Below are 21,428 nucleotides of genomic sequence, written 5' to 3' on the forward strand. Positions count from 1 at the left end.
ATGTTAATCACGCAGCCGACGAACGTCTCCGCAAGATCATCAACCCTGGAGCATCTCAGGCAAGCGCGTCGAGGAACCAGGCGCTGATGCCATCGGAGCTCGATGCAACAAATATTCGACCATTTGGGGTGAACGAGGCGACGGTCTGGTCGGAGCCGGTCCAAAGAACGCGGCCGTTGGTGGCGTCGAACAGCACGGCCAGGTAGTCGTCAGCGGTGAACACGGCTGGGCCGCGGCTGGTCCAGCAGGCTCGCGTCGATATGGCCGTCCAGGGCAGCGTGGCATCGATCGTGAGTGCGGGATCGGCCACCATCACGTCCGTTCGATCCCCGTCCGCGGTGAACAGACAAGCGGTCGGACGGTCTCCACCGGCTGCGACAAGCCCGGCGCCATCCGGGGAAAATGCCAACGCGTGTACCGCAGGAAGGCCGGTGTCCCAGGTGGACAGGGCAGCACCGGAAATCATCTCTCGTACCGAGACCCGGCCGTCTGGTCGGGCGTACGCCAGGCGCCCGCCGGTGTGGTCCAGTGCCGCAGGCCCGGTCGCATCCGGCATGGTCAGTAGGATACGACCTGTTGCCGAGTCGGCCACGGTCACCGCGTTCACCACGAGGCTGCCACCGGCAAGCAATTGCCCGTCGCCGGACTGGGCGAGTCGGTCGAAGGCGATGTCACCCTCCCAGTCGCCATCCGCCTCGAACTCCTCACCGATGGCGAAGCTATGTCGGAGGACTCCGTCGAGCCCGTATGTTCCCGGACCATCGCTGCCACCGCCGATGTCCGTGTACCCGACGGTCACCCGCGCACCGTCAGGGCTGAACACCGCGTCCACCGCTGTCGACTGCTCCGCCAGTACGGCAATCTGGTTCGGCTCTTCGGCGTCGGGATCCGGCCGCAGCAACAGCACCTCACCGAGATCGTTGTTACTGGTCGCACCGGCCCCGGCCAGCACCACGCTCAAGTCATTCGGGCAGGCGACAACGCTGACGTGGAAGTATTCGTCAAGCCGACACAGCAGTCGATGGGGAGCATCTGTCACAGCCGCTGATGCTCTCACGGACGGCAAGGCATCTCACCACGGATCTTGTCGGCCTGGCACGTCGAGCGCGAGAAAACGACCAGCTGCTCTACTGCTGCCAGAGATGATCTAGGCTGGGCGGCTCCATCTACGACCACGTGGCGGCCCTCTTGCTTCCGTTACCGGTGGTTCCCCCGCGCTGGGGGGTGCCTTTGTTGACCCTGGCGGCTCCCGCCTTGCGTACCGTCTGGTGGTACTTCCCCGAAGGACCGGACTATTCGACGCAGAGCTTTATCCGCATCTCATGTGCTATTGAACCCTTCGCGAATGTCGGCTGGCTGATAGATATCAACGGGGAGACCATAGGGACAATCGCCGGGTGGGTGACGGCGGCGTTGTTCGTGGTGATCGCTGGGGTGTTCACGATTCCCTACGCCATCCAGATCGTCATGGATGGGTGCATGGACACGCTCCGTTTCGGAGGTTGGAAAATCGTGGAGTCCGGGCCGATCCTGCACTATTCAGCGGGCGCGGTGCTGGTCATGTTTTTGATGCTGGTTCGGCGTGCAGAGACGGGCTGGACCACCACGCCCGGGAGAATGTAGCCCTCGCCGTCTATTGGTTGCGCGGCCAAGCCGAAGGGCCCTGGGACCCTTCGGCTTGGCGCTGCACGCGATCAGGTGCGGTCACGCGACCAGGCGCAGCCAGGCCGCCGCGAGTGCGGCGTGACCGGCCGGCGTCGGGTGTACGCCGTCCGCGGCCCAGTACTCCGGCCCGGTCGTCGCGGCGAGTTCGGCGAACATGCCGTCGGCGGCGAGCAGGTGCGCGCCGTACTTGCGGGCGAGCTCGCGGACGACCTGGATCTTCGGGTCGAGGTCGGCGCGCCACTCCTTCCGCTCCTTCTCGCCGACGTACACGTCGCCGACCTCGACGCTTCCGCTGATCGGCAGGAGGAACGTCTCGATGAGGATCAGGTCGGTGCCGGCCTCGGCGAGGGGGGCGAGCAGGCGGTCGTAACCCGCCGCGTACTCCTCCGCGGAGATCACGTAGCCGTCCGGGTCGTACGTGTGCCAGGCCACGTCATTGCCGCCGACGAGGATCGACACCACGTCCGGGCGCGCGTCGAGCACGTCCGCCTGCCATCGGGCTTCGAGGTCCATCACCTTTTCGCCGGCGATGGCGGTGTTCAGCCAGGTCATGGGCCTGTCCGGGTGCCGGAGTCCCCACTCTCCGGCGACGCGCAGCGGGTAGCCGAACCCGAGACCGTCTTCGCTCTCAAGTCGCTGGCAGTCGGTGATCGAATCGCCGGTGAACATTACGGTGCTTCCCGGTCGGAGGGAGATTGTCATGTGCGCTCCAATAACTCGGTTGAGTGATGAAAACGTTGAAGTTCGGGCGGCGAATTTATTTTCTGAGCGCCGTTTTCAAGGCCTGCGGCGCCGATAAAGGAACTAGCTGGCCGGATTGCCGAACCAATGGCCGGCGGCCCGCTCAAAAGCTTCACGATCAGGGTCGCGGTCACCTGCCCAGGCGACTATGCCGTCAGGTCGGACAAGCACGGCACCTGATCCGAGGTCGTTTCTCGCCGCCCCGGCCGCATACCGAACCCGGCTCTCCCAGCCCATCGCCGAACCCTGTAGGCGTCGGTCGATGCTGAAATCGAGCGCGACGCCTCGTCCGTCCCGCATCAGGTCGCCGAGGCGAGTGCCGTCCTCGAAACGGAAATCCGGCGCGTTACGGCCGACCAGCGGATGCTCGCTGCCAAGGTCGTAGCGGATCGACGATCCCGACATCTTGTCGAACAAGTACGTCGTACCGTCACGGGTCCCGATCAGGTCGCGAACCACTCCTTGGATCGCCTGGGCATGCGGGTCCGGCCTCATGGCCGCCACCTGGGCGCGCGTCCAGTCGAGCACCCATGCGCCGATCGGATGGCGCTCGCGGGTGTAGGTGTCGAGCAGCCCGTCCGGCGCGTGCCCGTGTACGGTCGCCGCGAGCTTCCATCCCAGGTTCAGGGCGTCGCCGATGCCGGTGTTGAGTCCCTGCCCTCCGAGGGGGGAGTGGATGTGAGCGGCGTCGCCCGCGAGCAGGACGCGCCGCTGCCGGTAGGTCGTCGTCTGCATCGCCCGATCGGTATAGCTGGAGGCGAGATGGACCTCGCTCAGCGTCACGTCGGTGCCGGATACACGGCGCAGAACCGCCTGGAGATGTTCGAGGGTCGGCTGCCGCGAGCGATCGAACGCGCCGCCGTCGAACTCCATCATGCCGATGTGCCCCTTCAGGGGCGTCTGGAGGTACATGCCAGTCGGCGTCGGATTGAACCCAGGGCGCAGCTTCTCGGGATCGGCGATGGTGGCGTGCACGGCGTAGCCGGTGAACTGCGGCTCGGTGCCGACGAAGTCGAAGCCCGCGAGCCCGCGCACCGCGCTGCGGCCGCCGTCGCAGCCGACGAGCCAGCGCGCCGCGTACTCGTGCTCGCCGGCTCGCGCGACCACGCCCTCATCGTCCTGCGTGATGGCTGAGACCATGACGCCGCGCCTGATCTCCACGCCGAGCATGGATGCCCGCTCGGACAGTACCGTCTCGATCGCTTCGAGGTTCGTCATCACGCCTTCCGTCGCCGGGCTGGGCAGCCGGAACGGCAGGGCGGCGACGTCGACCTTGGCCGGATCGAGCATCATGCCGGCGAAGTGGCCCACGCCACGAGGGGATGGTGACGGCTCGTCCCCGTCGGGATAGTCGTTGACGCCCGACGCCTTCAGCAGCGGGTGCAGCATCTCGCGGCGGTAGAACGCCTCGACCGACGCGGCGGACAGGCCCCGCATCCCGAGCGGGTCCGCCTTCCACGGCGAGCGGGGCTCCTGATCCCGCTCAAGCACCAGGACAGAGCAGCCCGCGAGGCCAAGCTCGCAGGCAAGGAACAGACCGACCGGGCCGGCGCCCACGATCACTACGTCATGCACGAGAACTCCCTTTCCGAGGCACCGACGCATCGAGGTTTCCGAGGCTTCGAAGCTCGCCGTCCTGCTTCTCCGCAGGCACCCAAAGACTGAAGCGGGCCGCTCACACGGGGCACACACGGCGCTCACGGGGGCGCACATGGCGCTGACACTCGCGCCCTGCGACGCGGTTCGCGCTGCGTTCGATCGAGCACCCGGCGGGCTGCTCAGGTCGGCATGACAACGCCCGTGAGCGGATGATTTGGGGACCCGAGGGTGCGTGCGCGAGGATCGGGAGATGGACGGGGGTGCGCGGCTTCGCGTCACGCTGCTCGGCGGCTTTCAGGCGTCTCGCGATGACGCCGCCCTGCCCGTTCCGGGTGCGCGGTTGCAGGGACTGGTCGTACGGCTGGCGCTCGCCGGCGGGCGCGCGGTCGAGCAGGGCGTCCTGGTCGACGCGATCTGGGCCGAGGACCCGCCGGCCGGTCCCGCCCACGCCCTGCAGGCCCTTGTCTCGCGGCTGCGCCGGACCCTCGGCTCGGCCGGTGACGTCGCGCAGGTCGGGGGCGGCTACCGGCTGGACGTGGACGCGGCCGACGTGGACGCGCTGCGGTTCGAGCAGCTCGCCGCCGCCGGCCGTGACCGTCTGCGCGCCGGCGACCCGAACGGCGCGGCGTTGCTGCTCGGCGAGGCCGTGGCGTTGTGGGGCGAGCGTCCCGGCGCCGAGCCCACGGTCGTCGCCGCGGTAGCGCCCGCCGTCGCGACCCGGCTGGCCCACGCCTCGGTCGAGGCCGTCGCCGATCTCGCCGAGACCGAGCTGTCCCTGGGGCGTGCCGACGCGGCCGCCGCCCGCCTGGCCGCTCTGCTCGCCGAGCAGCCGGTCTACGAGCGGGCGGCCGCGCTGCTCATGGACGCGCTCGCCGCCCAGGGCCGCCAGGCCGAGGCCCTGGCCCTGTACGAACGGGTCCGCGAAACCCTGGCCGACGTCCTCGGCGCCGACCCGGGCACCGCCCTGGGCGAGCGCCACCTGCGCCTACTACGCGCCGATCGACCCGCCGCCACCACCACCGCCAGCGCCGCGCAAACCGCCGACGCCGTCACCAGTGCCGCGCAGACCAGCGCCACCGCCGCCGACACCACTGCCGTCGCCGCGCAGACCAGACCTAGTAACCTGCCCGCGCCCCTGACCAGCTTCATCGGCCGTGACGACGACCTCGCCCGGATCGACACGCTGCTCGCCGCCGGCCGCCTGGTCACCGTGCTCGGCCCGGGCGGCGCCGGCAAGACGCGCCTCGCCGTCGAGGCCGCCCGCCGCCACCGCCACCAGTACCGCGACGGCGCCTGGATGATCGACCTCGCCTCCGTCACCGAGCCGGCCAAGGTCGGCGCGGCCGTGCTCGCCGGGATCGGGCTGCGTGGCGGCGCGATGTTCGAGGCCCGGATGCGGATCGAAGGCGACGAGCTGGACGTACTCGTCGACCAGCTCGGCGGCAGGGAGAGCCTGCTGCTGGTCGACAACTGCGAGCACCTGATCGACGCTGTGGCCCACCTGGTCGCGGCACTGCTGCCCCGCTGCCCTGGGCTGCGCGTGCTCGCCACCAGCCGCGAGCCCCTCGCGGTCGACGGCGAGGCGCTGGTGCCACTCGGCCCGCTCGCGCTGCCCGAGCCGGACGACGGCGTCGAGCAGGCCCGGCGGGCGGCCTCGGTACGCCTGTTCACCGAACGGGCCGCGGCCGTGCGCCCGGGCTTCGACGTGGACGAGACGACGCTGCCCGAGGTCCGGCGGGTGGTCCGCGGCCTGGACGGGATGCCGCTGGCGCTGGAGCTGGCCGCGGCCCGGCTGCGCACGCTGTCGCTGCCCGAGCTGGCCGACGGGCTGTCCGACCGGTTCCGGCTGCTCACCACCGGCAGCCGCACCGCGCTGCCCCGGCACCGTACGCTGCGCGCGGTCATCGCCTGGAGCTGGGAGCTGCTGAGCGAGCACGAGCGTACGGTCGCCGAACGCGTCTCGATCCTGTCCGGCGGCGTCACGCCGGCCTCGGCCACCGCGGTCTGCGCCGGCACGGCGGTGCCGGCCGCCGAGATTCCCGAGCTGCTCGCGGGCCTGGTCGACCGGTCGCTGCTGCAGCTCGCGCCCGACCCGGGCCGCTACCGCATGCTGGAGACGCTGCGCGAGTACGGCATCGACCGCCTGGCCGAGAGGGGCGACCTCGGCACCGTCCGCCTGGCCGGGACAGACAACCTCGGCACCGACGGCCTGGCCGAGAGGGGCGACCTCGGCACCGACGGCCTGGCCGGGACAGACAACCTCGGCACCGACCGCCAGACCGAGACAGACAACCTCGGCACCGTCCGCGACCTGGCCGCCGGATACTTCGCCGAGCTGATGGCCCGGTGCGACCCGCAGTTGAGCGGCCCCGGCCAGCTGGCGGCCATGCGAGTTATCAGCGCCGAGTATGACAACACGCTGGCCGCCCTGCGCCGGCGGTGCGACACCGGCGACGCCACCGGCGCGGTCGCTCTCGCCCTGAACCTGACCTGGTACTGGCAGATGCTCGGCCGACACGCCGACGCGGCCTACTGGCTGGGCGAGGCACTGGCGGTGCCCGGCGGTGAGCCGACGCCCGACCGTGACTGCGCCCACGCGATCTACCTGATCAACCGGGTCGGCACCCGGCCGGGGACGACCGCCGAGGAGGCCGCGTACGACCAGGCGCGGATGGGCGAGCTGGCCGACCGGCTGCTCGCCTACCCCGAGCTGCCGGGCCCGTACGGCGCGCTCGCCGCGCTCCCGCTCGCGTTCGGGCAGGAGGTGAAGACCACGCTCACGATCATCCAGCGCCTGGCCGACGGCGACGACGTGTGGCTGTCCGGGTTGGCGCGTATGTTCCGGGCCCAGTTCGCCGAGAACGCCGGTGAGCTGGACAAGATGCGCACCGACGTGGAAGCGGCCCTGGCCTGCTTCCGGCAGGCCGGCGACCGCTGGGGCCAGGCCACCGTGCTGCCGATGCGCGCCCAGCAGCGTCAGTACGACGGCGACCTCGACGGCGCGCTGGCCGACCTGCGCGAGGCGCAGTCGCTGGCCGGCGAGTTCGGCTCACTCAGCCTCGGCGACGAGGTGTTCAGCGACCTGCGCTGGATCGACCTGCACCTGCGGCGCGGCGACACCGACGCGACGATCGCGATGATCGACTCGGCCCGCGAGCGGGCACTGCGCGCGAACTCGCCGGAGCTGCCGGCCCTGGTCGACGCGTGGGAGGCCGCCTTCCGGGTGCGGCTCGGCGAGCTGGACCGGGCGCGGGCGCTGCTTGACGGCGCCGAACGGGCTCTGCACGGCGACACCACGTTCCCCGGTCACCACGCGCGGGCGCTGGCCGGCAACGTGCGGGCCGCGCTCCGCCTGGAGCTGGGCGACCTGGCCGGCGCGGAGGAGACGCTGGCGAAGGCGTACGCGGCGGCGCTGGAGACCCGGGACCTGCCGATCCTGTCGCTGGGGGCGGTGACCGCGGCCGCGCTCGCGGCGGCGCACGGGCGGCATCACGAGTCGGCCGTCCTGCTCGGCGCCGCCTCCCGGCTGCGCGGCACCCACGACCGCACCGATCAGCAGGTACGCGAGCTCACCCACCGAGGGCAGGCCGCGCTGGGCGAGGAAGCCTTCGCCGCGGCGTACGGGAAGGGTTGGGAGCTGGACGGGAAGACGGCCGTGACCGAAGTCGACCCGGCCCGGCAGCGCCGGGAGGTGAAGGGGCCCGGCGGCTTCATGCATAGGTAGGGGCATGGCGGGTGAAACGGGCAAAAAGGCGGGAGCCCGGCTGCAGGGCTGGGGCGCCGACACCCATGGCAGTGGCGACGCCGAGGCTGAGGTCACCCTGACGGTGGCGGAGCCGGCAGGCGGCGCGGTGCTGCGGATGCGGACCGACCTGCTGATCCGGGGAAAGATCGTCCAGTTCGGCAAGGGCGCGATCACGGCCGTCTCCGACAAGCTGCTGCGGCAGTTCGCCGGGAACCTCGCCGCCCTGATCGAGGCCGACCGCTCCGGTGCCCCGACCGCGGCCGCCGCGGTTGTCACGGCGAAGGAGCTGGACGGCCTGTCGATGCTGAGGCCGCAGGGCGTGGCCAGGTACGTGCCGATCGCCGCCGCTTTCGCGATCGGCCTCTTCCAGGGCTGGCTGCTGGGCAAGGTGAGCGCCCAGGCCAAGTTGATCAAGGAGCTACGTCGTGGCTGACGGGGTCAGGCGCGCTCGAAGGGGAGCACTTCCGTCAGGTGGAGGATCAACGCCCCGGGATTCCTGGTCTGTGTCATGATCCGGCCCGGTCCGGTGAACTCGAAGACCAAGCCTTCGCCGGACTTGAGTGATTGGACCGTCTTACCCTCGACCGCCCGGCGCAGATTGCTCTTGACCGTCTCGTCGTAGGCGACCAGATGCCCGGAATCCACCACGACCTGCTGCCCATCCGCCAGCGTGATCACGTCCATCGCGCCGTAGCAGCCGAGCACGACGACGCCGTCACCCTGCGCCTTGATGAGGAAGCCGCCCTCGCTGCCGATGAGGTTGGACATTCCTCCCCACTTGGTGACGATGTCCACGCCTTCGCTGGACGCGATCCACGATCCCCTGGTCAGCATCAGCGCGCTGCCGCTCCGCACCTCGGCGGCCTGGACATCGCCTGGCAGATGATGCGCCACGTCCACCCAACCGCCACCGTCCGGAGCGGTGTAGCGAGTGGTGAACAGCGACTCCCCGCCCAGCGCAGAACGCGCCAGCCCACGCAGCAGACCACCCTCCACCTTGGCATGGAGCTGGACCCCCGCACTCGTCGCGTACATCGCGCCCGCCTCGACGCGCAGAGTCTCCCCGCCGTCCAGATGGCAGCGCGCGACCGCGAACGAACCAGGGTGACGGATCTCGGTCTTCATGTACCCCTCCGTTTCGAGCACTTTGCTCGCAGCGACTCTGCCGGACGGGCCATACACGATTCATTGACAACGCGCACACAGCCGCTCGTCACTAGTTATGCACTCACGCCGCCATATGCTCTCTCCGGCGTTCTCGGAGTGAAGGGTGGTGGTTTGTCCTGCCCGGGCGGATGTGGTTCGCCGTACTGGGTCCGGTACGTGTCCTGCGGGAGGAGCGCGAGGTCGCTCTGGACGGGTCGCAGCAGCGTGCCCTCCTGGCCTTGCTGCTGGCCTCCGGCGAGCAGCCGGTCGGCGTCGAGGACCTGGTCGATGGGCTGTGGGGGCAGGATCCGCCGCGTACCGCGCTCAACGTGCTGTATCGCACTGTGGGGATGCTCCGCCGGGCGCTGGAGCCGGACCTGCGAGCACGCGAGGCAGGCCGGTGGCTGGTACGGGCGGCGGGAGGCTACCGGCTCGTAGTCGACGCGACCAGTGCGGACCTCCTGCGATTTCGCGAGGACATGGTGCGGGCCCGGGTGTCCGCCGCCGAGGGACGACCGGCCGAAGCGGTGGAAGGTTACTCGCGGGCGCTGCGGTTGTGGCGAGGGGCCGCAGGCGCCGGGATCACGCCCGAAGTGCGGGCCCGGCCGGTGTTCGTCGCTCTGGACCGGGAATTCACGGCCGCCGTGGGCGAGGCCGCCGACTACGCGCTGGCCGCCGGCCTGTCCGCGCGATTGCTGCCGACGGTGCGGGCTGCTGCCGAGCGGGAGCCGCTGGACGAGCTGTCGCAGGCCAGGCTGGTTCGGTTGCTGGCCGCGACCGGCCACCAGGCCGAGGCTCTCGGTGTCTATCGGAAGGTCCGCGAGCGTCTGGCCGAGGATCTGGGCATCGACCCCGGGCCCGAACTGATGGCGGCCGGAGAAGGCGTACTGGGCCGACCCGCCGCTGGGAGTGCCCTCCGCGACCCGGGCAAAGCGTATGGGCCGCAGGAAGGTGTGAGCAGGCCCGCGCAGCTGCCCGCCGATTCGCCGGTTTTCGCCGGGCGGCACGCGGAGCTGGCGGCGCTGGAGGACCACGATGCCGCCGGGATCAGGGTCATCTGCGGCATGGGCGGCATCGGGAAGACCGCCCTGGCCGTGCACTGGGCACATCAGGTCGCCCACCGCTGTACCGATGGGCAGTTGTATGTCAACCTGCGCGGCTTTCACCCCAGCGAGCGGGCGATGAGCGCCGGTGAGGCGCTGAGCGTCCTGCTGGCCGGCCTCGGTGTGGCCGCGGCGGAGATCCCGTCCGCCGTGGAAGCGCGGGCCGCCCTGTTCCGTGGCCGCGTGGCCGGACGGCGGATGCTCCTGCTGCTGGACAATGCCCGGGACGAGGAGCAGGTACGCCCGCTGCTGTCCGCCGCCACCGGTTGCCTGGTCGTCGTGACCAGCCGCGACCGGCTCGGCGGGCTCACCGGCGCGGCCCGTTCGATGGCCTTGGGCCCGCTGCCGGAGCATGAGGCCGCCGACCTGTTGCGTGCCCGGCTGGGTGCGGAGCGGGTGAACGCGGAGTCTGACGCGGCCGCGCAGCTCCGGTCTCTGTGCGGCGGGCTACCGCTCGCGCTGGCGATCGTCACCGCCCACGCCCTGACCCATCCGTCCTTCACGCTGGCGGCCATCGCGGCGGAGCTGCGCCGCGAGCGCGGCAGCCTGGACGCCTTCACCGGCTTCGACGCGGCGGCCGCTCCCCGGGCGGTGTTCTCCTGGTCCTACCACGCGCTCACCCCGGCGGCGGCCCGGCTGTTCCGGCTGCTCGGCACCGCGCCCGGGCCGGACATAAGCGCGTCGGCCGCGGCCAGCCTGGCCGGCGAGAGCGCCTCCCGCGTACGCCCGCTGCTGGCGGAACTCACCACCACGCACCTGCTCACCGAGCACGTCGCGGGCCGCTACCTGTTCCACGATCTGGTACGCGCGTACGCCGCCGAGACTGCCACCGCGGAGGACACGGCCCACGATCTCACGGCCGCCCAGCACCGGCTGCTCGACCATTACCTCCGTACGGCCCACCGCTGCTCGGAGCTGATGAAGCCGGGCCAGAACGTGATCCCCCTGCCGGAGCCGCGTGACGGCGTCACTCCGGACCGGATCGTCGACACGCCGGCGGCGCTGGCCTGGTTCAGCGCCGAGGAGAGCGTCATTCTCGTCACGGTCGAGCACGCCGCCCGGCTGGGGCTCGACCACCATGTCGGGCATCTGGCCTGGTCGATGCATACCTACCTGATCCTGCTGCGGCCCGCGGAGAGCGCGCTGGCCCTGGCGCGGATCGCGGTGCGAGCCACGGCCGGGCTGGGCGACACGTCCATGCGGGCCCACGCCAAGCACGCTCTGGCATCGGCGTGTACACGTGCCGAACTGCCCGAAGAGGCGTACGAGAACTACTGGCACGCGCTGCGGCTGTTCACCGGACTGGGGGACGTGAAGGGCCAGGCCGTCGTACACCTTGAGCTGACCCGCCTGCACGACAGGCAAGGCCGCTACCCGGAAGCGCTGCACCACGCGCGGCGCTCTCTCCAACTGTCCCGGCGGGAAGGGGCGGGCACCTTCGAGGAGGCCGGCGCCCTGAACGCGGTGGGCTGGGTGCTCATCCGGCTGGGCGAACACCGCGCGGGCCTGGCATACAGCCGATGGTCACTGGCTCTGCACACCGAGATCGGCAACGTGATCGGCCAGAGCTTCAATCACTACACCATTGGCTGGGCGCATCACGCTCTGGGCGAGCACCGTGCCGCCATCGACAACTACCGCAGGTCACTGGGCGATGCTCAGGGATGGCACGGTCGTGACCATGAGGCTCTGGTGCTGGACCGGCTCGGCGACGCCCTGCACGCCGTCGGCGAGCACGAGGCCGCCCGGTCGAGCTGGCGGGCGGCGCTGGAACGCCTCTACGACTCCCGGGTCGATGCCAGAGCGGCCATCCTCGCCAAACTCGGCGGCCACCGGTGACCGCGTCAGACCATGGGCAACGCCGGCATGGTGGCGAGGCGCTCCGCGTAGAACCGCAGCAGCCTGCTCAATGCCGCGTCGCACTCTTCGACGCCCTCGTGCGCCCATGCCTGTCGTCTGGCGAACGCCTTGACCAGCCGGTGGTACTGATACGTCCCGCGGGGCCCGGCGAGCAGCAGATGCGCGTCGACCAGCGACTCCAGCAGCTGATGCGCAAGAAGGCGAGGCAGGTCGAGCAGCGCCGCGGCCGACTCCGGCGTCAGCTCGCCATAGTCGGGCAGCGCGGCGAGCCGGAAGGCCGTGGCCTGCTGCGCGCCGAGCCGGCTCTGCGCCAGCAGTAAGGGCGCCTCGATCAGCGCGCAGCCGTCGTTCGTGCCCGCGGGCCGGTGCAGGTCGTCCTCCAGTCGCAGGCGGACCTGCCGCACCGTCCGGTGCGGTCCGGCCTGCAGCAGGTCGGCGGCCACGCGTACGGCCAGTGGCTGGTGGGAGCAGAGGCCGACCAGCTCCACGGCGGCCTGCCGCTCCGCGAGGACCCGACGGTGGCCGGCCAATTGGCCGAGCATCTCCAGCGCGTCGGCCTGGGGCAGGGTGTCCAGCCTGACCCAGCGCACGCCGGACAGGTCGATCAGGTGCCGCCACGTGGTGACGATCGCGGCACAACCCGGCGCCGCCGGCAGCAGATGGCGTACCTGGTCTGCGTCACTCGCGTCGTCCAGCAGGATCAACACCCGTCGATCGGCCAGCACGGTCCGCCACAATGCCGCCCGCTCCGCAAGCCCGCCGGGCAAGCGCTGCTCCGGCACGCCGAAAGCACGCAGGAACGAGCCCAGCACCGCGGCGGGGGCCACCGGCCGACCGCCGGCCGCCCCGAGGTCCGCGTACACCTGACCGTCCGGGAACCGGTCCCGCATCGCGTGCGCGGCCCTGATGGCCAGCGCGGTCTTTCCCACACCGCCGAGCCCGGTGATCGCGACGACCGGCGTCCACCCGGCGGGGCGGAGCGCGTCCTGGATGCCGGCGAGCTCCACGTCCCTGCCCACGAAACCGGGCGGCAGGGCGGGCACCTGGGCGGGCGGCCGTTCGGTCGCGAGGGCCGGAGCCGGCTGCGGTGCCGGGGCGGCCAGCTCGGGGTCCGCGCGCAGGATGCGCACATACACATCACGCAGGCCGGCGCCGGGGTCGATGCCGAGCTCCGTGGCGAGCAGCTGCCGCACCTCGTCGTAGGCCGACAGCGCCTCAGCTTGCCGGCCCGATCGGTACAGGGCGATCATCCGCAGTTCGCGCAGCCGTTCGCGCATGGGCGCGGCGGCGACGGCCGCCGCCAGTTCCTCGCTGACCTCGGCGTGCAGGCCGAGGTCAAGGGCGAGGGCCAGCTGTTCCTCCAGCGCGGCCACTCTGTGGTTGACCAGGCGCGTACGTTCCTGCTCGATGTAGTCGCCGCGTGCTCCGCCCAAAGGGGTGCCCTGCCAAAGCCGCAGCGCGTCGCGCAGCAGATCGACCGCCTCGGCCAGGCGTCCCCGCACGCGCATGGCCTGCGCCTCGCGTACCTGCCGGCGGAAGGCGTCCCAGTCCACGAACACCGTGCCGGCGGCGATGGCGTAGCCGCCACCCAATGACCTGATCACCTGGTCGTCGACCTCGGTGGGGGACATGACGCGCCGCAGCCGGCAGATATAGGTGCGTACGACGGCCAGCGCGCTGCCCGGCGCCCGCTCTCCCCACAGCGCGTCCACGATCTCCTCGGCCGACGCCATGTCACCCTCGCGCAGCAGCAGGAAGGCGAGCACCGCTCGCTGCTGGGGTGAGCCCAGATCGAGTTCCGTGTCACCGCGCCACGCTCGGACCGCCCCCAGCAGGGCGAACCGTAACTCCGTGCCCATGATCGATCGTTCTCCACCTCAGCGGCCACCAGGACACGGGCCATCGTAGGCAGGCGTTGTGCCTAAGAACTGACTGCCCGGCCACCACGTATACGCGCCGTCAACGTTTCACATGCGGGGCGAGCCCTACGGTCGAGCCCCATGTCCAGTCATCCCATATCGCCGGAACACACAGACGCCGCTCCCGCGCCTCAGGAGAACGGCGTCCTGGCGCTGCTCGAACGCATCGGTTCCGTCGTCGTGCCCATCGGGGTGGCGCTCTACGCGGTTCTCTACATCGGCGTCGAGCAGATGTACTCCGTCTTCGGCGTCAACCCGCAGCAGGTGGGGGTCGACCAGTCGGTCCTGCTCGGGCGCATGATGGGCACCCTGGTCCTGCTCCTGCTGGCGGGCATCCCGCTGCTCGGGTTCCTCGTCGGCCTGGGCTGGCTGATCGACAGGATGACCGGCGGCATGGCGGGCCGGCTCATCCAGCGAGTCAGGGAACGGCCCTGGATCGCCGCCACCGTCGCGGCGTTGTGGTGCGGGGCGACGTACTGGGGCTTCTTCCACCTCATCGGCGATGTGGAACTGACCTTCATGGTCGTCATCGCGGTGGCGCTGGGTGTGCTGGCCTTCCTGGTTCCCTTCCGGCTGCTGCGCCGCAAGCCGGTCGGGCGGGCCGGGTCGAAGGTGGTCGTCGGCGGCCTGACCGGGCTGGGCCTGGGTTTCCTCCTCATCCTCGGTCTGATCCAGGGCGCGGTCGAGGTCCAGGAGACCGGACAGGCCAACGACCTGCTGGGCTATGTCGGCTTCCAGGACCAGTGGACGGTGGTGAAGAGCGCCGATGACGACAAACCGCTCTACGACGGTCGCTGGATGATGCTGCTGGGCGAGAGCGACGGCACGTACGTCCTGTACGACTGCGACAAGCTCGAGACCTTCCGCAGGCCCATGGAGACCACCAACCTCAGCCGGATCCAGCTCGACCCCGAGCGTGAGGACGACTTCACCTGCGGCGAACTCGCGAAGCAGGACGCCCCATCACAGAGCACCGGCGGATAGCCCGCGCTCGTCGTTTTGCAACACCCATCCAAGGAGAATGAAATGCTCTTTTTCTTGCTCGGCTGCGTGATCTCCGGGGCCATCGCCGGCGGCCTGGGCCGCCTCATCCTGCCCGGACGCCAGAACATCGGCTTGTTCGCCACCATTGCCGCGGGTGCCGTCGCCGCCGCGGTCGGCACCGGGATCGCTTACCTGCTCGGCTTCGCCGACAAATCCATCCTGGTGTTCATCGTGCAGATCGTCCTCGCCGTGGTTTGCGTGGCCGTCGCATTTGCCATCTAATGCATGGGCAACCCGGCGATCCAGCCGAGAACGAGCTCGTTGAACTCCGTCGCTCTCTCCTGATGGATCCAGTGACCGACCCCGTCCCAGGCCACCGCCGAACTGTACGGATGCGGGCTGACCGACTCGTCCCAATCCAGGTCTATGCCCTTCGCCTTCAAAGAGGCGTTCGCGGACACCGTCAGAACCGGGCAGGCCCTCCGGCGTAGATAACCCTCGGCGGCGGGGCGCAACGTCACCTCGTTCGGCGCATCGAACAGCCCCAGGAACACCGCGGCGGTGGTCTCCGGAGAGGTGCCCAGCGTCCGGCGGCGATGCCAGGCAGGCAGCCAGGCGAGCGCGGGCTCGACCTCTGGCCCCTCCATCGCGGCCAGTACGGCCGCGGCCACGCCGACCGGGTCAGGAGTACGGAAGGCGGCGGCGATCTCCGCGGCGAAGCCGGTGTCGAAACCGTAGCCGGGATCGACGGCGACGACGGCGCGGACGAGGTCCGGGCGCTCGACGGCGAGCACGGACGCGACCGCCCCGCCCAGGGAGTGGCCCACCACGACGACGGGCCCGCATTCGAGCTGGTCGAGCAGCGACGCCAGGTCACCGGCGAAGTCGTGAGGAGCGAGGCCTCCCGAGACCGAGGACGATCTGCCGTGGCCGCGAAGATCCGGCGCGATCACCCGATGCCGGTCCATGAACGGCTCGATCTGCGGAGCCCAGTCATGCGAGTCGCACGTGCCGCCGTGGACGAAGAGCACCGTCTCTCCGCCGGTGCCCTCGTCGGTGTAGAAGAGTTGACCGTCACCCACGGTGAAGTAGCTCACGTTTCATCCCCCTGCTGTCTGCGATGGTCAGGAGACCGAGCCCTGGCCCGGCCTCCGCTGGCCTCGGAAATCTAGAGAGGGTGGAGTGAACAAAAAGTGCTGTCGCCGTCCTCGGCTCAGCCGAGCCGGCTCAGTTTCGCGCGGACCTCGGCGGCGGCCGGCGGATCGGCGGCATCGAGGATGGCCAGGGCCTGGTGCCAGACCGTCCGGGTCGTGCCCCGATCGCCGGTCGCGAGATAGGTCTCGCCGAGGCGCTTGAGTGTGCCGGCTTCCTGATAGCGGTCGCCGATGTCGCGGTAGAGGCGGAGGGCTTCCTCATAACAGGCGATGGCCTGCGCATGGTCGCCGAGATGGTGGTGCGCGTAGCCGAGGCTGTCCAGGGTGCCGCCGGCGCCGTAGCGGTTACGGTTCTTGTCCGTCGCGGCGAGGGCCTGTTCGAAGTAGACGGTGGCGTGCCGGTGATCGCCGAGCAGGGCGTGCGTCCAGCCGAGCGCGTGCAGCGCGCTACCCTCCGCCGCGCGGTCGCCGGTGGCCCGGTACAGGTCGAGGGCGCGCCCCGCCGCGTCTAGCGCTTCCTCATACCGTCCCTGCTGGTCGAGTATCCAGCCATGGCTGCGGTGGGTGTGGGCCAGGCCCGACCGGTCATCGAGCTCGGTGAACAGGCGGAGCGCCTGCCGTACGTGGGCGTTGGCGTCGTCGTAGTGGCCCGAACGGGCGGACGCGCGGGCCAGGCCTCGATGAAGGTGGGCCCGCGCGGTCCGGTGTCCCGCCCGCACGGCGGCGGCCAGGCCGTCGCGCTGCACGGTGAGGAGGTCGTGCCAGTGGCCCTGACGGTCGAAGAAGCGCTCAAGGGTCCAGGCCAGTTGCCAGGCGTGGGTGTCGAAGCCGTCGCGGACGGTCTGGTCGATGACGGACATGAGCACGAGGTGTTCGCGGTTGAACCAGGCCAGCGCCTGCCGGTCGTCCTCGAAGAACTCGGCGGTCACGCCTGGCTGGGCCGCAGGCAGCGTCGTCGTTCTCCAGTACGGCGAGAACAGCCGGCCGGCGGCGTGCGCGGTGCGCAGGTAATGGTCGAAGAGCCGGTGCGCGGCGGCGCGCCGCTCGGCTTCGGAGTCCTGCGCGTGCGTGAGCTCGTCGGCATAGGCGCGGAGCAGGTCATGGCAGGTGAAGCGGCCGGGCGAGTGCTCGGCGAGGAGATGGGCCCCGGTCAGCTCGGTGAGGAGCCGGCGGGCCTGCCCGGCGGGCACCCCCACGATGCCGGCGGCCGCGGGTACGCCGATATCGGGCCCCGGATGCACGGCCAGGAGCCGGAACAGCCGGGCGGCATCGGGACTGAGCACCCGGTAGGACCAGGAGAAGACGGCTCGTACGTCGCCGGCCGGTTCGGACCCGGTGAAAGCGTCGAGGCTGCCATCCGCCACGCGGAGTTCCCCCGCTATCGCGGTGAGCGGTAAGCGTGGATGGGCGGTGACCCGCGCGGCCACCACCGCCAGCGCCAGGGGCAGCCCCGCGCACTTGGCGATGATCTCGTCGACGGCCTGGGGCGCGGCAGCGATCCGATCCGCACCCAGACGGCGGACGAGCGTCTCCCGGGCCTCATCCGCCGAAAGCAGGTCCAAGGCCAAGGGATGGGCGCCCTCGGCGACGATCAGACCGAACAGGCGGTCGCGGCTGGTGATCACCACCAGGCATCCGGGGCTGCCGGGGAGCAGCGGGCGAACATGCTCGGCATCGCGGGCGTTGTCCAGCACGATCAGGACCCGGCGGTCGGCCAGCAGGCTCCGGTAGAGGGCGGTCTGGGCGTCCAATCCGGCCGGAATCCGGTGCGGCGGCACTCCTAGGGCCTGCACGAAACCGCGAACCGCTTCGCCGGAGTCCACGACGGATCCGCTGGGGTCGAAACCGCGCAGGTTCACGTACAACTGCCCGTCGGGGAACCGGTGGGCGATCTGGTGCGCCAGGTGCACCGCCAGCGTGCTCTTGCCGATCCCGCCCATGCCGCTGATCGCGCCGATGATCACTGTCTTCGGAATCCGCCCGTCCTCGGGGAGCAGCGCGAGGACCTTGGCGAGGTCGGCGCGCCGGCCGGCGAAGACCGCGAGGTCCGGCGGCAACTGCGTGGGCGGAGCTGTTCTCGGCGGAGGTACGGCGTGTTCGGAGGACGTACGGACGGCCGTCGGGGTGACCTGCTGGCTGAGGATCTGTCGCTGGGCGGCGCGTAGCTCGGGGCCGGGGTCGGTGCCCAGCTCGTCGGCGAGCCGGGAACGGACGGCCTGCCAGGTTTCCAGCGCTTCCGCCTGGCGGCCGGCGGCGGCGAGAGCGAGGACCAGCCTGGCCTGCACCGGTTCGTCCAGCGGATGCCGCGCGGCGGTCTCCCCCAACTGCCCCAGCACCTGATCGGCCGCACTTTGGCGCAACGCCAGGTCTGCCGCCTCCTGGACGCTGGTCAGCTGCTCACGGTCCAGGGCGGCGAACACCGGGTGAGCCCGCACCTCCGCAGGAATCCCGGTGGCGGCCGGCCCACGCCAGAGCGCGAGCGCACCCGTCAGCAGTTTCAGGGCGGCTTCGGGCTCACCACTCACCTGTCTCCGGCGGGCCTCCTCGGTCAGACGGCGGAAGCTCAGCAAGTCCACCTCGTCGGGGCCCACGTCAAGGCGGTAGCCGCCGGAGTCGCGGATGAGCCACCGGCCTTCCTCCCGTACGGCGAGCGCGGGTTCCAGCAGCCTCCGCAACATTCCCACGTACCGGTGCACGACGTTGACCGCGCTGGCCGGTGGATTCTTCCCCCACAGGACGTCCACGATCTCGCCCAGCGTCACAGATCGCCCCGCCCGCACCAGCAGCAGCCCCAGCATCGCCCGCTGCTGAGGAGGCCCCGGATCCAGCTCGATGCCATCGCGCCAGGCCCGCACCGGGCCGAGCACCGTGAAGCGCAGCGATGCCAGCAATGGGTTGCCCGCCTCCCTCCATACCCGCCTCGTTCGATCACTTCTTACACACAGGGATCGACGTACGCTTGCGACCCAGTAAAAACAGCAGGTCAGTCGGCCTGGACGAGGTCAGTGGAGATCGCAGTGTCCAAGATCATTGTTGCCGCCACGCCCGTACACGGGCATGTCACTCCCCTTCTCACCGTCGCCGCCGATCTGGTCGGGCGCGGTCATGAGGTGACCGTCCTCACCGGTACGAGGTTCAAGGAACGTACGGAGGCCGTCGGTGCGTTCTTCACGGCGCTCCCGGAGGGGGCCGACTACGACGAACGGCGGATGGACCAGGAGTTTCCCGGGCGGAGCCTGCTTCCTCCCGGCCCTGTCCAGATCGGCTTCGATCTCAAGCACGTCTTCGGTGACCCGGTCCCGGCTCAACATGAGGCGCTGCGCCGCCTGCTCGCCGACTTTCCGGCCACCGTGGTGATCAGCGACGGGCTGTTCATGGGAGCGCTGCCGCTCTCCCTGTCTTCCGGGGCCCGTCCCGTCACCGTCAGCCTGGGCATCACCCCACTGTTCCCGGCGACCGGATGGGGGCCGGAGGTACACGTGGACGCGCAGGAGTATCTGGAGAAGGTGTTCGAGTCGGTCGGCGTCACCCTTCCCGAGTTCGTGCTCGACAGCCTGATCGCCGTCCCTGACCACTACGTGCAGTTGACCATCCCCGACTTCGAGTTTCCCCGCGACGACCTCCCGAGCTCCTTCCGCTTCGTCGGCCCGCTGCCCCCGCCCCCAGCCGGGGCCTTCGAGCAGCCGTCATGGTGGAAGGAACTGTCTGACGGCCGTCCGGTCGTGGTGGCCACACAGGGGACGTTCGCCAACGCGGACCTGGAGGAACTGGTGATTCCCACGGTGCGCGTGCTCGGCGACGCCGATGTCCTTGTCGTCGCGGCCACCGCGCGTCCGGATGGTGCCGAGGAGGTACGGAACCTCATGGGAAATGTCCCGGACAACGCGCGGCTGGCGGACTTCATCCCCTTCGACAGGCTGCTGCCCTTTGCCGATGTTCTGGTGACCAACGGTGGCTACGGTGGTGTGCATACCGCCCTGCGGCACGGTGTTCCGCTCGTCGTCGGGGGTGCCACCGAGGACAAGCCGTTGATCGCCGCACGGGTGGAGTGGAGCGGCTCAGGAGTCAACCTGGGCATCGCCCGGCCCGACGACGCCACACTCCGTACGGCCGTGAACAGCGTCCTGTCGACGCCCTCTTATCGCGCTCGGGCGCAGAGACTCCGGGATGATTTCGCCCGCTTCGACGCCCTGGAGTCGATCTCCAAGCTGGTGGACGCAGCGGCCCATCGGGTCTGACCGGGAGGGCTCATGGTCGCGGCGGGGTCGGTTCGCCGGTCGTCGTCGCCGAGCAACCCGCGTATGAGGGGGACTGTCAGGCGCGCCGATGCCCTTCAGGAGTTCGTGGAGGCGCGGTTGAGGAGTTCGTGGAGGAGGGTGACGACCTCGCTGGGGGTGAAGTCCATCGCGTTCTCGCCGACGGTCACCTCGAAGCTGCACCGCGACGGATCCGGTCCGGACCGCACCCGGCCGTACAACTGGACGCCGTGTTCGGCGAGCATGGCCGCGCCGGCCCGCTCGACGGCCCGCCGGGGTGCCGGCAGGTGGAGGTGGAAGATCGGCGTCTGCGGAGGATCGGGGTAGGCGCGGGCGGCGCCGTCGGCGTTGACGGCCGCCGCGATCGCGATGGCGTGGTCGCGGTAGGCAGGCATCCGGTCGGCGAGCGTGTCGAGGCCGACCAGGGCGGACAGGGCGAGCGGCCACGCGTCGCGGATGCCGCCGCCGAGCCGTTGCCGCCAGGTCCTGGCGGTGGCCACCGTGGCGGCGTCCGCCGCGAGCACCGCGCCGCGCGTGCCCAGCAGACTCTTGTAGAGCGAGACGTACACGGTGTCGAACAGCGCGGCGATCTCCGCCAGCGGCCGGCGATAGTAGGTCTGGGCCTCCCAGATCCGGGCGCCGTCCAGGTGCGGGGCGGCGCCGGTGGCCCTCGCGATCGCGACCTGGTCTCGCAGGTCGTCCCATTCGGGCAGGAGTCCGCCGAGATCGCGCTGCGGCAGCTCCCACACCACCGCGGCCAGCGGTTCGCCGATGTCCGTCAGGTCGTCGGCGGTCATCAGCTCGAACGGGTCGCCGGTCCGGTGGAGCCAGAGGCCGTGGATGGCGTTGTAGCCCTGTTCCTCCCACACGTCGAGGTGGGACTGGGGGTGCGCGGCGAAGGCGCGCCGTCCGCTCCGCTCGGCGTGCACCCGCAGCGCTGCCTGCTGGGCCATCGTCCCGCTCGGGAAGAACAGCGCGGCCTCCTTGCCGAGAAGCGCCGCCATGCGCCGTTCGAGCACCGCGACCGGGCCATCGGGGCCGTCCGGCGGGGTGTCGTCGTCCACGAGGGCGAGCATGCGCTCCAGGACGGCGCGCGGCCCGCGCCGGATGGGCGCGTGGAGGAACAGGGACCGCCGCACGGGCGGGGTGGGGTCAGTCACGATCCACATTATTGCAAATAGTAAGTAACAGCATTTTATTCGCTATTAGATGTCTTGATCGAGCTTGCCGTGCGCCACCATCGCGGATGTCACACA

Annotated in this window: 15 protein-coding genes; 7 read left to right on the forward strand and 8 right to left on the reverse strand. The window is 70.5% G+C overall.

Annotated elements, in window-relative coordinates; all coding sequences use genetic code 11:
- Nucleotides 1-55 precede the first annotated feature (55 nt).
- Nucleotides 56-1,039: a WD40 repeat domain-containing protein gene (locus KME78_RS14080; protein WP_219529301.1), complete on the reverse strand. Its 984-nt coding sequence runs from the start codon at nt 1,037-1,039 to the stop codon at nt 56-58.
- A 194-nt stretch (nt 1,040-1,233) separates the two neighbouring features.
- Here KME78_RS14080 and KME78_RS14085 point away from each other — a divergent pair, with 194 nt between their 5' ends.
- On the forward strand, nt 1,234-1,623 hold the full coding sequence (locus tag KME78_RS14085) for a hypothetical protein (protein ID WP_219529302.1): 390 nt from the start codon (nt 1,234-1,236) through the stop codon (nt 1,621-1,623).
- Between the two features lie 81 nt (nt 1,624-1,704).
- Here KME78_RS14085 and KME78_RS14090 read toward each other — a convergent pair whose 3' ends face one another.
- Both KME78_RS14090 and KME78_RS14095 read right to left on the reverse strand, forming a co-directional pair.
- The gene (locus tag KME78_RS14090; RefSeq protein ID WP_219529303.1) at nt 1,705-2,367 is read right to left on the reverse strand and encodes a GDSL-type esterase/lipase family protein; all 663 of its coding nucleotides are present in this window, start codon (nt 2,365-2,367) and stop codon (nt 1,705-1,707) included.
- Between the two features lie 102 nt (nt 2,368-2,469).
- The gene (locus KME78_RS14095) at nt 2,470-3,981 is read right to left on the reverse strand and encodes an FAD-dependent monooxygenase (protein WP_308126940.1); all 1,512 of its coding nucleotides are present in this window, start codon (nt 3,979-3,981) and stop codon (nt 2,470-2,472) included.
- 274 nt (nt 3,982-4,255) lie between these two features.
- Between KME78_RS14095 and KME78_RS64250 the strand changes: the two genes are divergently transcribed.
- Together KME78_RS64250 and KME78_RS14105 are read left to right on the forward strand one after the other, a co-directional pair.
- Nucleotides 4,256-7,729: an AfsR/SARP family transcriptional regulator gene (locus tag KME78_RS64250; protein ID WP_246651037.1), complete on the forward strand. Its 3,474-nt coding sequence runs from the start codon at nt 4,256-4,258 to the stop codon at nt 7,727-7,729.
- A gap of 4 nt (nt 7,730-7,733) precedes the next feature.
- Nucleotides 7,734-8,183: an SRPBCC family protein gene (locus tag KME78_RS14105; RefSeq protein ID WP_219529304.1), complete on the forward strand. Its 450-nt coding sequence runs from the start codon at nt 7,734-7,736 to the stop codon at nt 8,181-8,183.
- Nucleotides 8,184-8,188: 5 nt separating this feature from the next.
- Here KME78_RS14105 and KME78_RS14110 read toward each other — a convergent pair whose 3' ends face one another.
- On the reverse strand, nt 8,189-8,875 hold the full coding sequence (locus tag KME78_RS14110; RefSeq protein ID WP_219529305.1) for a TIGR00266 family protein: 687 nt from the start codon (nt 8,873-8,875) through the stop codon (nt 8,189-8,191).
- A 170-nt stretch (nt 8,876-9,045) separates the two neighbouring features.
- On the opposite strand from KME78_RS14110, the gene KME78_RS14115 reads away from it, so the two are divergent.
- Nucleotides 9,046-11,838 (forward strand): AfsR/SARP family transcriptional regulator, encoded by a 2,793-nt coding sequence (locus KME78_RS14115; RefSeq protein ID WP_219529306.1) that lies wholly within the window; start codon nt 9,046-9,048, stop codon nt 11,836-11,838.
- Nucleotides 11,839-11,843: 5 nt separating this feature from the next.
- Here KME78_RS14115 and KME78_RS14120 read toward each other — a convergent pair whose 3' ends face one another.
- A complete protein-coding gene (locus tag KME78_RS14120; protein ID WP_219529307.1) occupies nt 11,844-13,718 on the reverse strand; it encodes an AfsR/SARP family transcriptional regulator in 1,875 nt (624 codons plus the stop codon).
- A gap of 141 nt (nt 13,719-13,859) precedes the next feature.
- On the opposite strand from KME78_RS14120, the gene KME78_RS14125 reads away from it, so the two are divergent.
- Both KME78_RS14125 and KME78_RS14130 read left to right on the forward strand, forming a co-directional pair.
- Nucleotides 13,860-14,762, forward strand: a complete 903-nt coding sequence (locus KME78_RS14125) for a hypothetical protein (RefSeq protein WP_219529308.1) — start codon at nt 13,860-13,862, stop codon at nt 14,760-14,762.
- Between the two features lie 42 nt (nt 14,763-14,804).
- Nucleotides 14,805-15,044 (forward strand): GlsB/YeaQ/YmgE family stress response membrane protein, encoded by a 240-nt coding sequence (locus KME78_RS14130; RefSeq protein ID WP_219529309.1) that lies wholly within the window; start codon nt 14,805-14,807, stop codon nt 15,042-15,044.
- Here the strand turns inward: KME78_RS14130 and KME78_RS14135 are convergent.
- Together KME78_RS14135 and KME78_RS14140 are read right to left on the reverse strand one after the other, a co-directional pair.
- Entirely contained in the window at nt 15,041-15,859 is an 819-nt protein-coding gene (locus KME78_RS14135) for an alpha/beta fold hydrolase (protein ID WP_308126941.1), read from the reverse strand. The two genes, KME78_RS14130 and KME78_RS14135, sit on opposite strands and share 4 nt — an antisense overlap.
- A 116-nt stretch (nt 15,860-15,975) precedes the next feature.
- Nucleotides 15,976-18,807: an AfsR/SARP family transcriptional regulator gene (locus tag KME78_RS14140; protein WP_219529310.1), complete on the reverse strand. Its 2,832-nt coding sequence runs from the start codon at nt 18,805-18,807 to the stop codon at nt 15,976-15,978.
- A gap of 126 nt (nt 18,808-18,933) precedes the next feature.
- Between KME78_RS14140 and KME78_RS67150 the strand changes: the two genes are divergently transcribed.
- Entirely contained in the window at nt 18,934-20,154 is a 1,221-nt protein-coding gene (locus tag KME78_RS67150; RefSeq protein WP_219529311.1) for a glycosyltransferase, read from the forward strand.
- A gap of 95 nt (nt 20,155-20,249) precedes the next feature.
- On the opposite strand, the gene KME78_RS14150 is transcribed toward KME78_RS67150, so the two are convergent.
- Nucleotides 20,250-21,332 carry a threonine aldolase family protein gene (locus KME78_RS14150; RefSeq protein ID WP_219529312.1) on the reverse strand — a complete coding sequence of 361 codons (1,083 nt, stop codon included), beginning with the start codon at nt 21,330-21,332 and terminating at the stop codon, nt 20,250-20,252.
- Nucleotides 21,333-21,428 lie beyond the last annotated feature (96 nt).

The organism is Nonomuraea guangzhouensis (assembly GCF_019396345.1).
GTDB classification, from domain to species: domain Bacteria; phylum Actinomycetota; class Actinomycetes; order Streptosporangiales; family Streptosporangiaceae; genus Nonomuraea; species Nonomuraea guangzhouensis.

Bases quoted from the DNA above. Each gene is read 5' to 3' on its own strand.
- KME78_RS14090 (WP_219529303.1), bottom strand. From the start codon at position 2,367: ATGACAATCTCCCTCCGACCGGGAAGCACCGTAATGTTCACCGGCGAT.
- KME78_RS64250 (WP_246651037.1), top strand. From the start codon at position 4,256: ATGGACGGGGGTGCGCGGCTTCGCGTCACGCTGCTCGGCGGCTTTCAG.
- KME78_RS14105 (WP_219529304.1), top strand. From the start codon at position 7,734: ATGGCGGGTGAAACGGGCAAAAAGGCGGGAGCCCGGCTGCAGGGCTGG.
- KME78_RS14110 (WP_219529305.1), bottom strand. From the start codon at position 8,875: ATGAAGACCGAGATCCGTCACCCTGGTTCGTTCGCGGTCGCGCGCTGC.
- KME78_RS14115 (WP_219529306.1), top strand. From the start codon at position 9,046: ATGTGGTTCGCCGTACTGGGTCCGGTACGTGTCCTGCGGGAGGAGCGC.
- KME78_RS14120 (WP_219529307.1), bottom strand. From the start codon at position 13,718: ATGGGCACGGAGTTACGGTTCGCCCTGCTGGGGGCGGTCCGAGCGTGG.
- KME78_RS14125 (WP_219529308.1), top strand. From the start codon at position 13,860: ATGTCCAGTCATCCCATATCGCCGGAACACACAGACGCCGCTCCCGCG.
- KME78_RS14130 (WP_219529309.1), top strand. From the start codon at position 14,805: ATGCTCTTTTTCTTGCTCGGCTGCGTGATCTCCGGGGCCATCGCCGGC.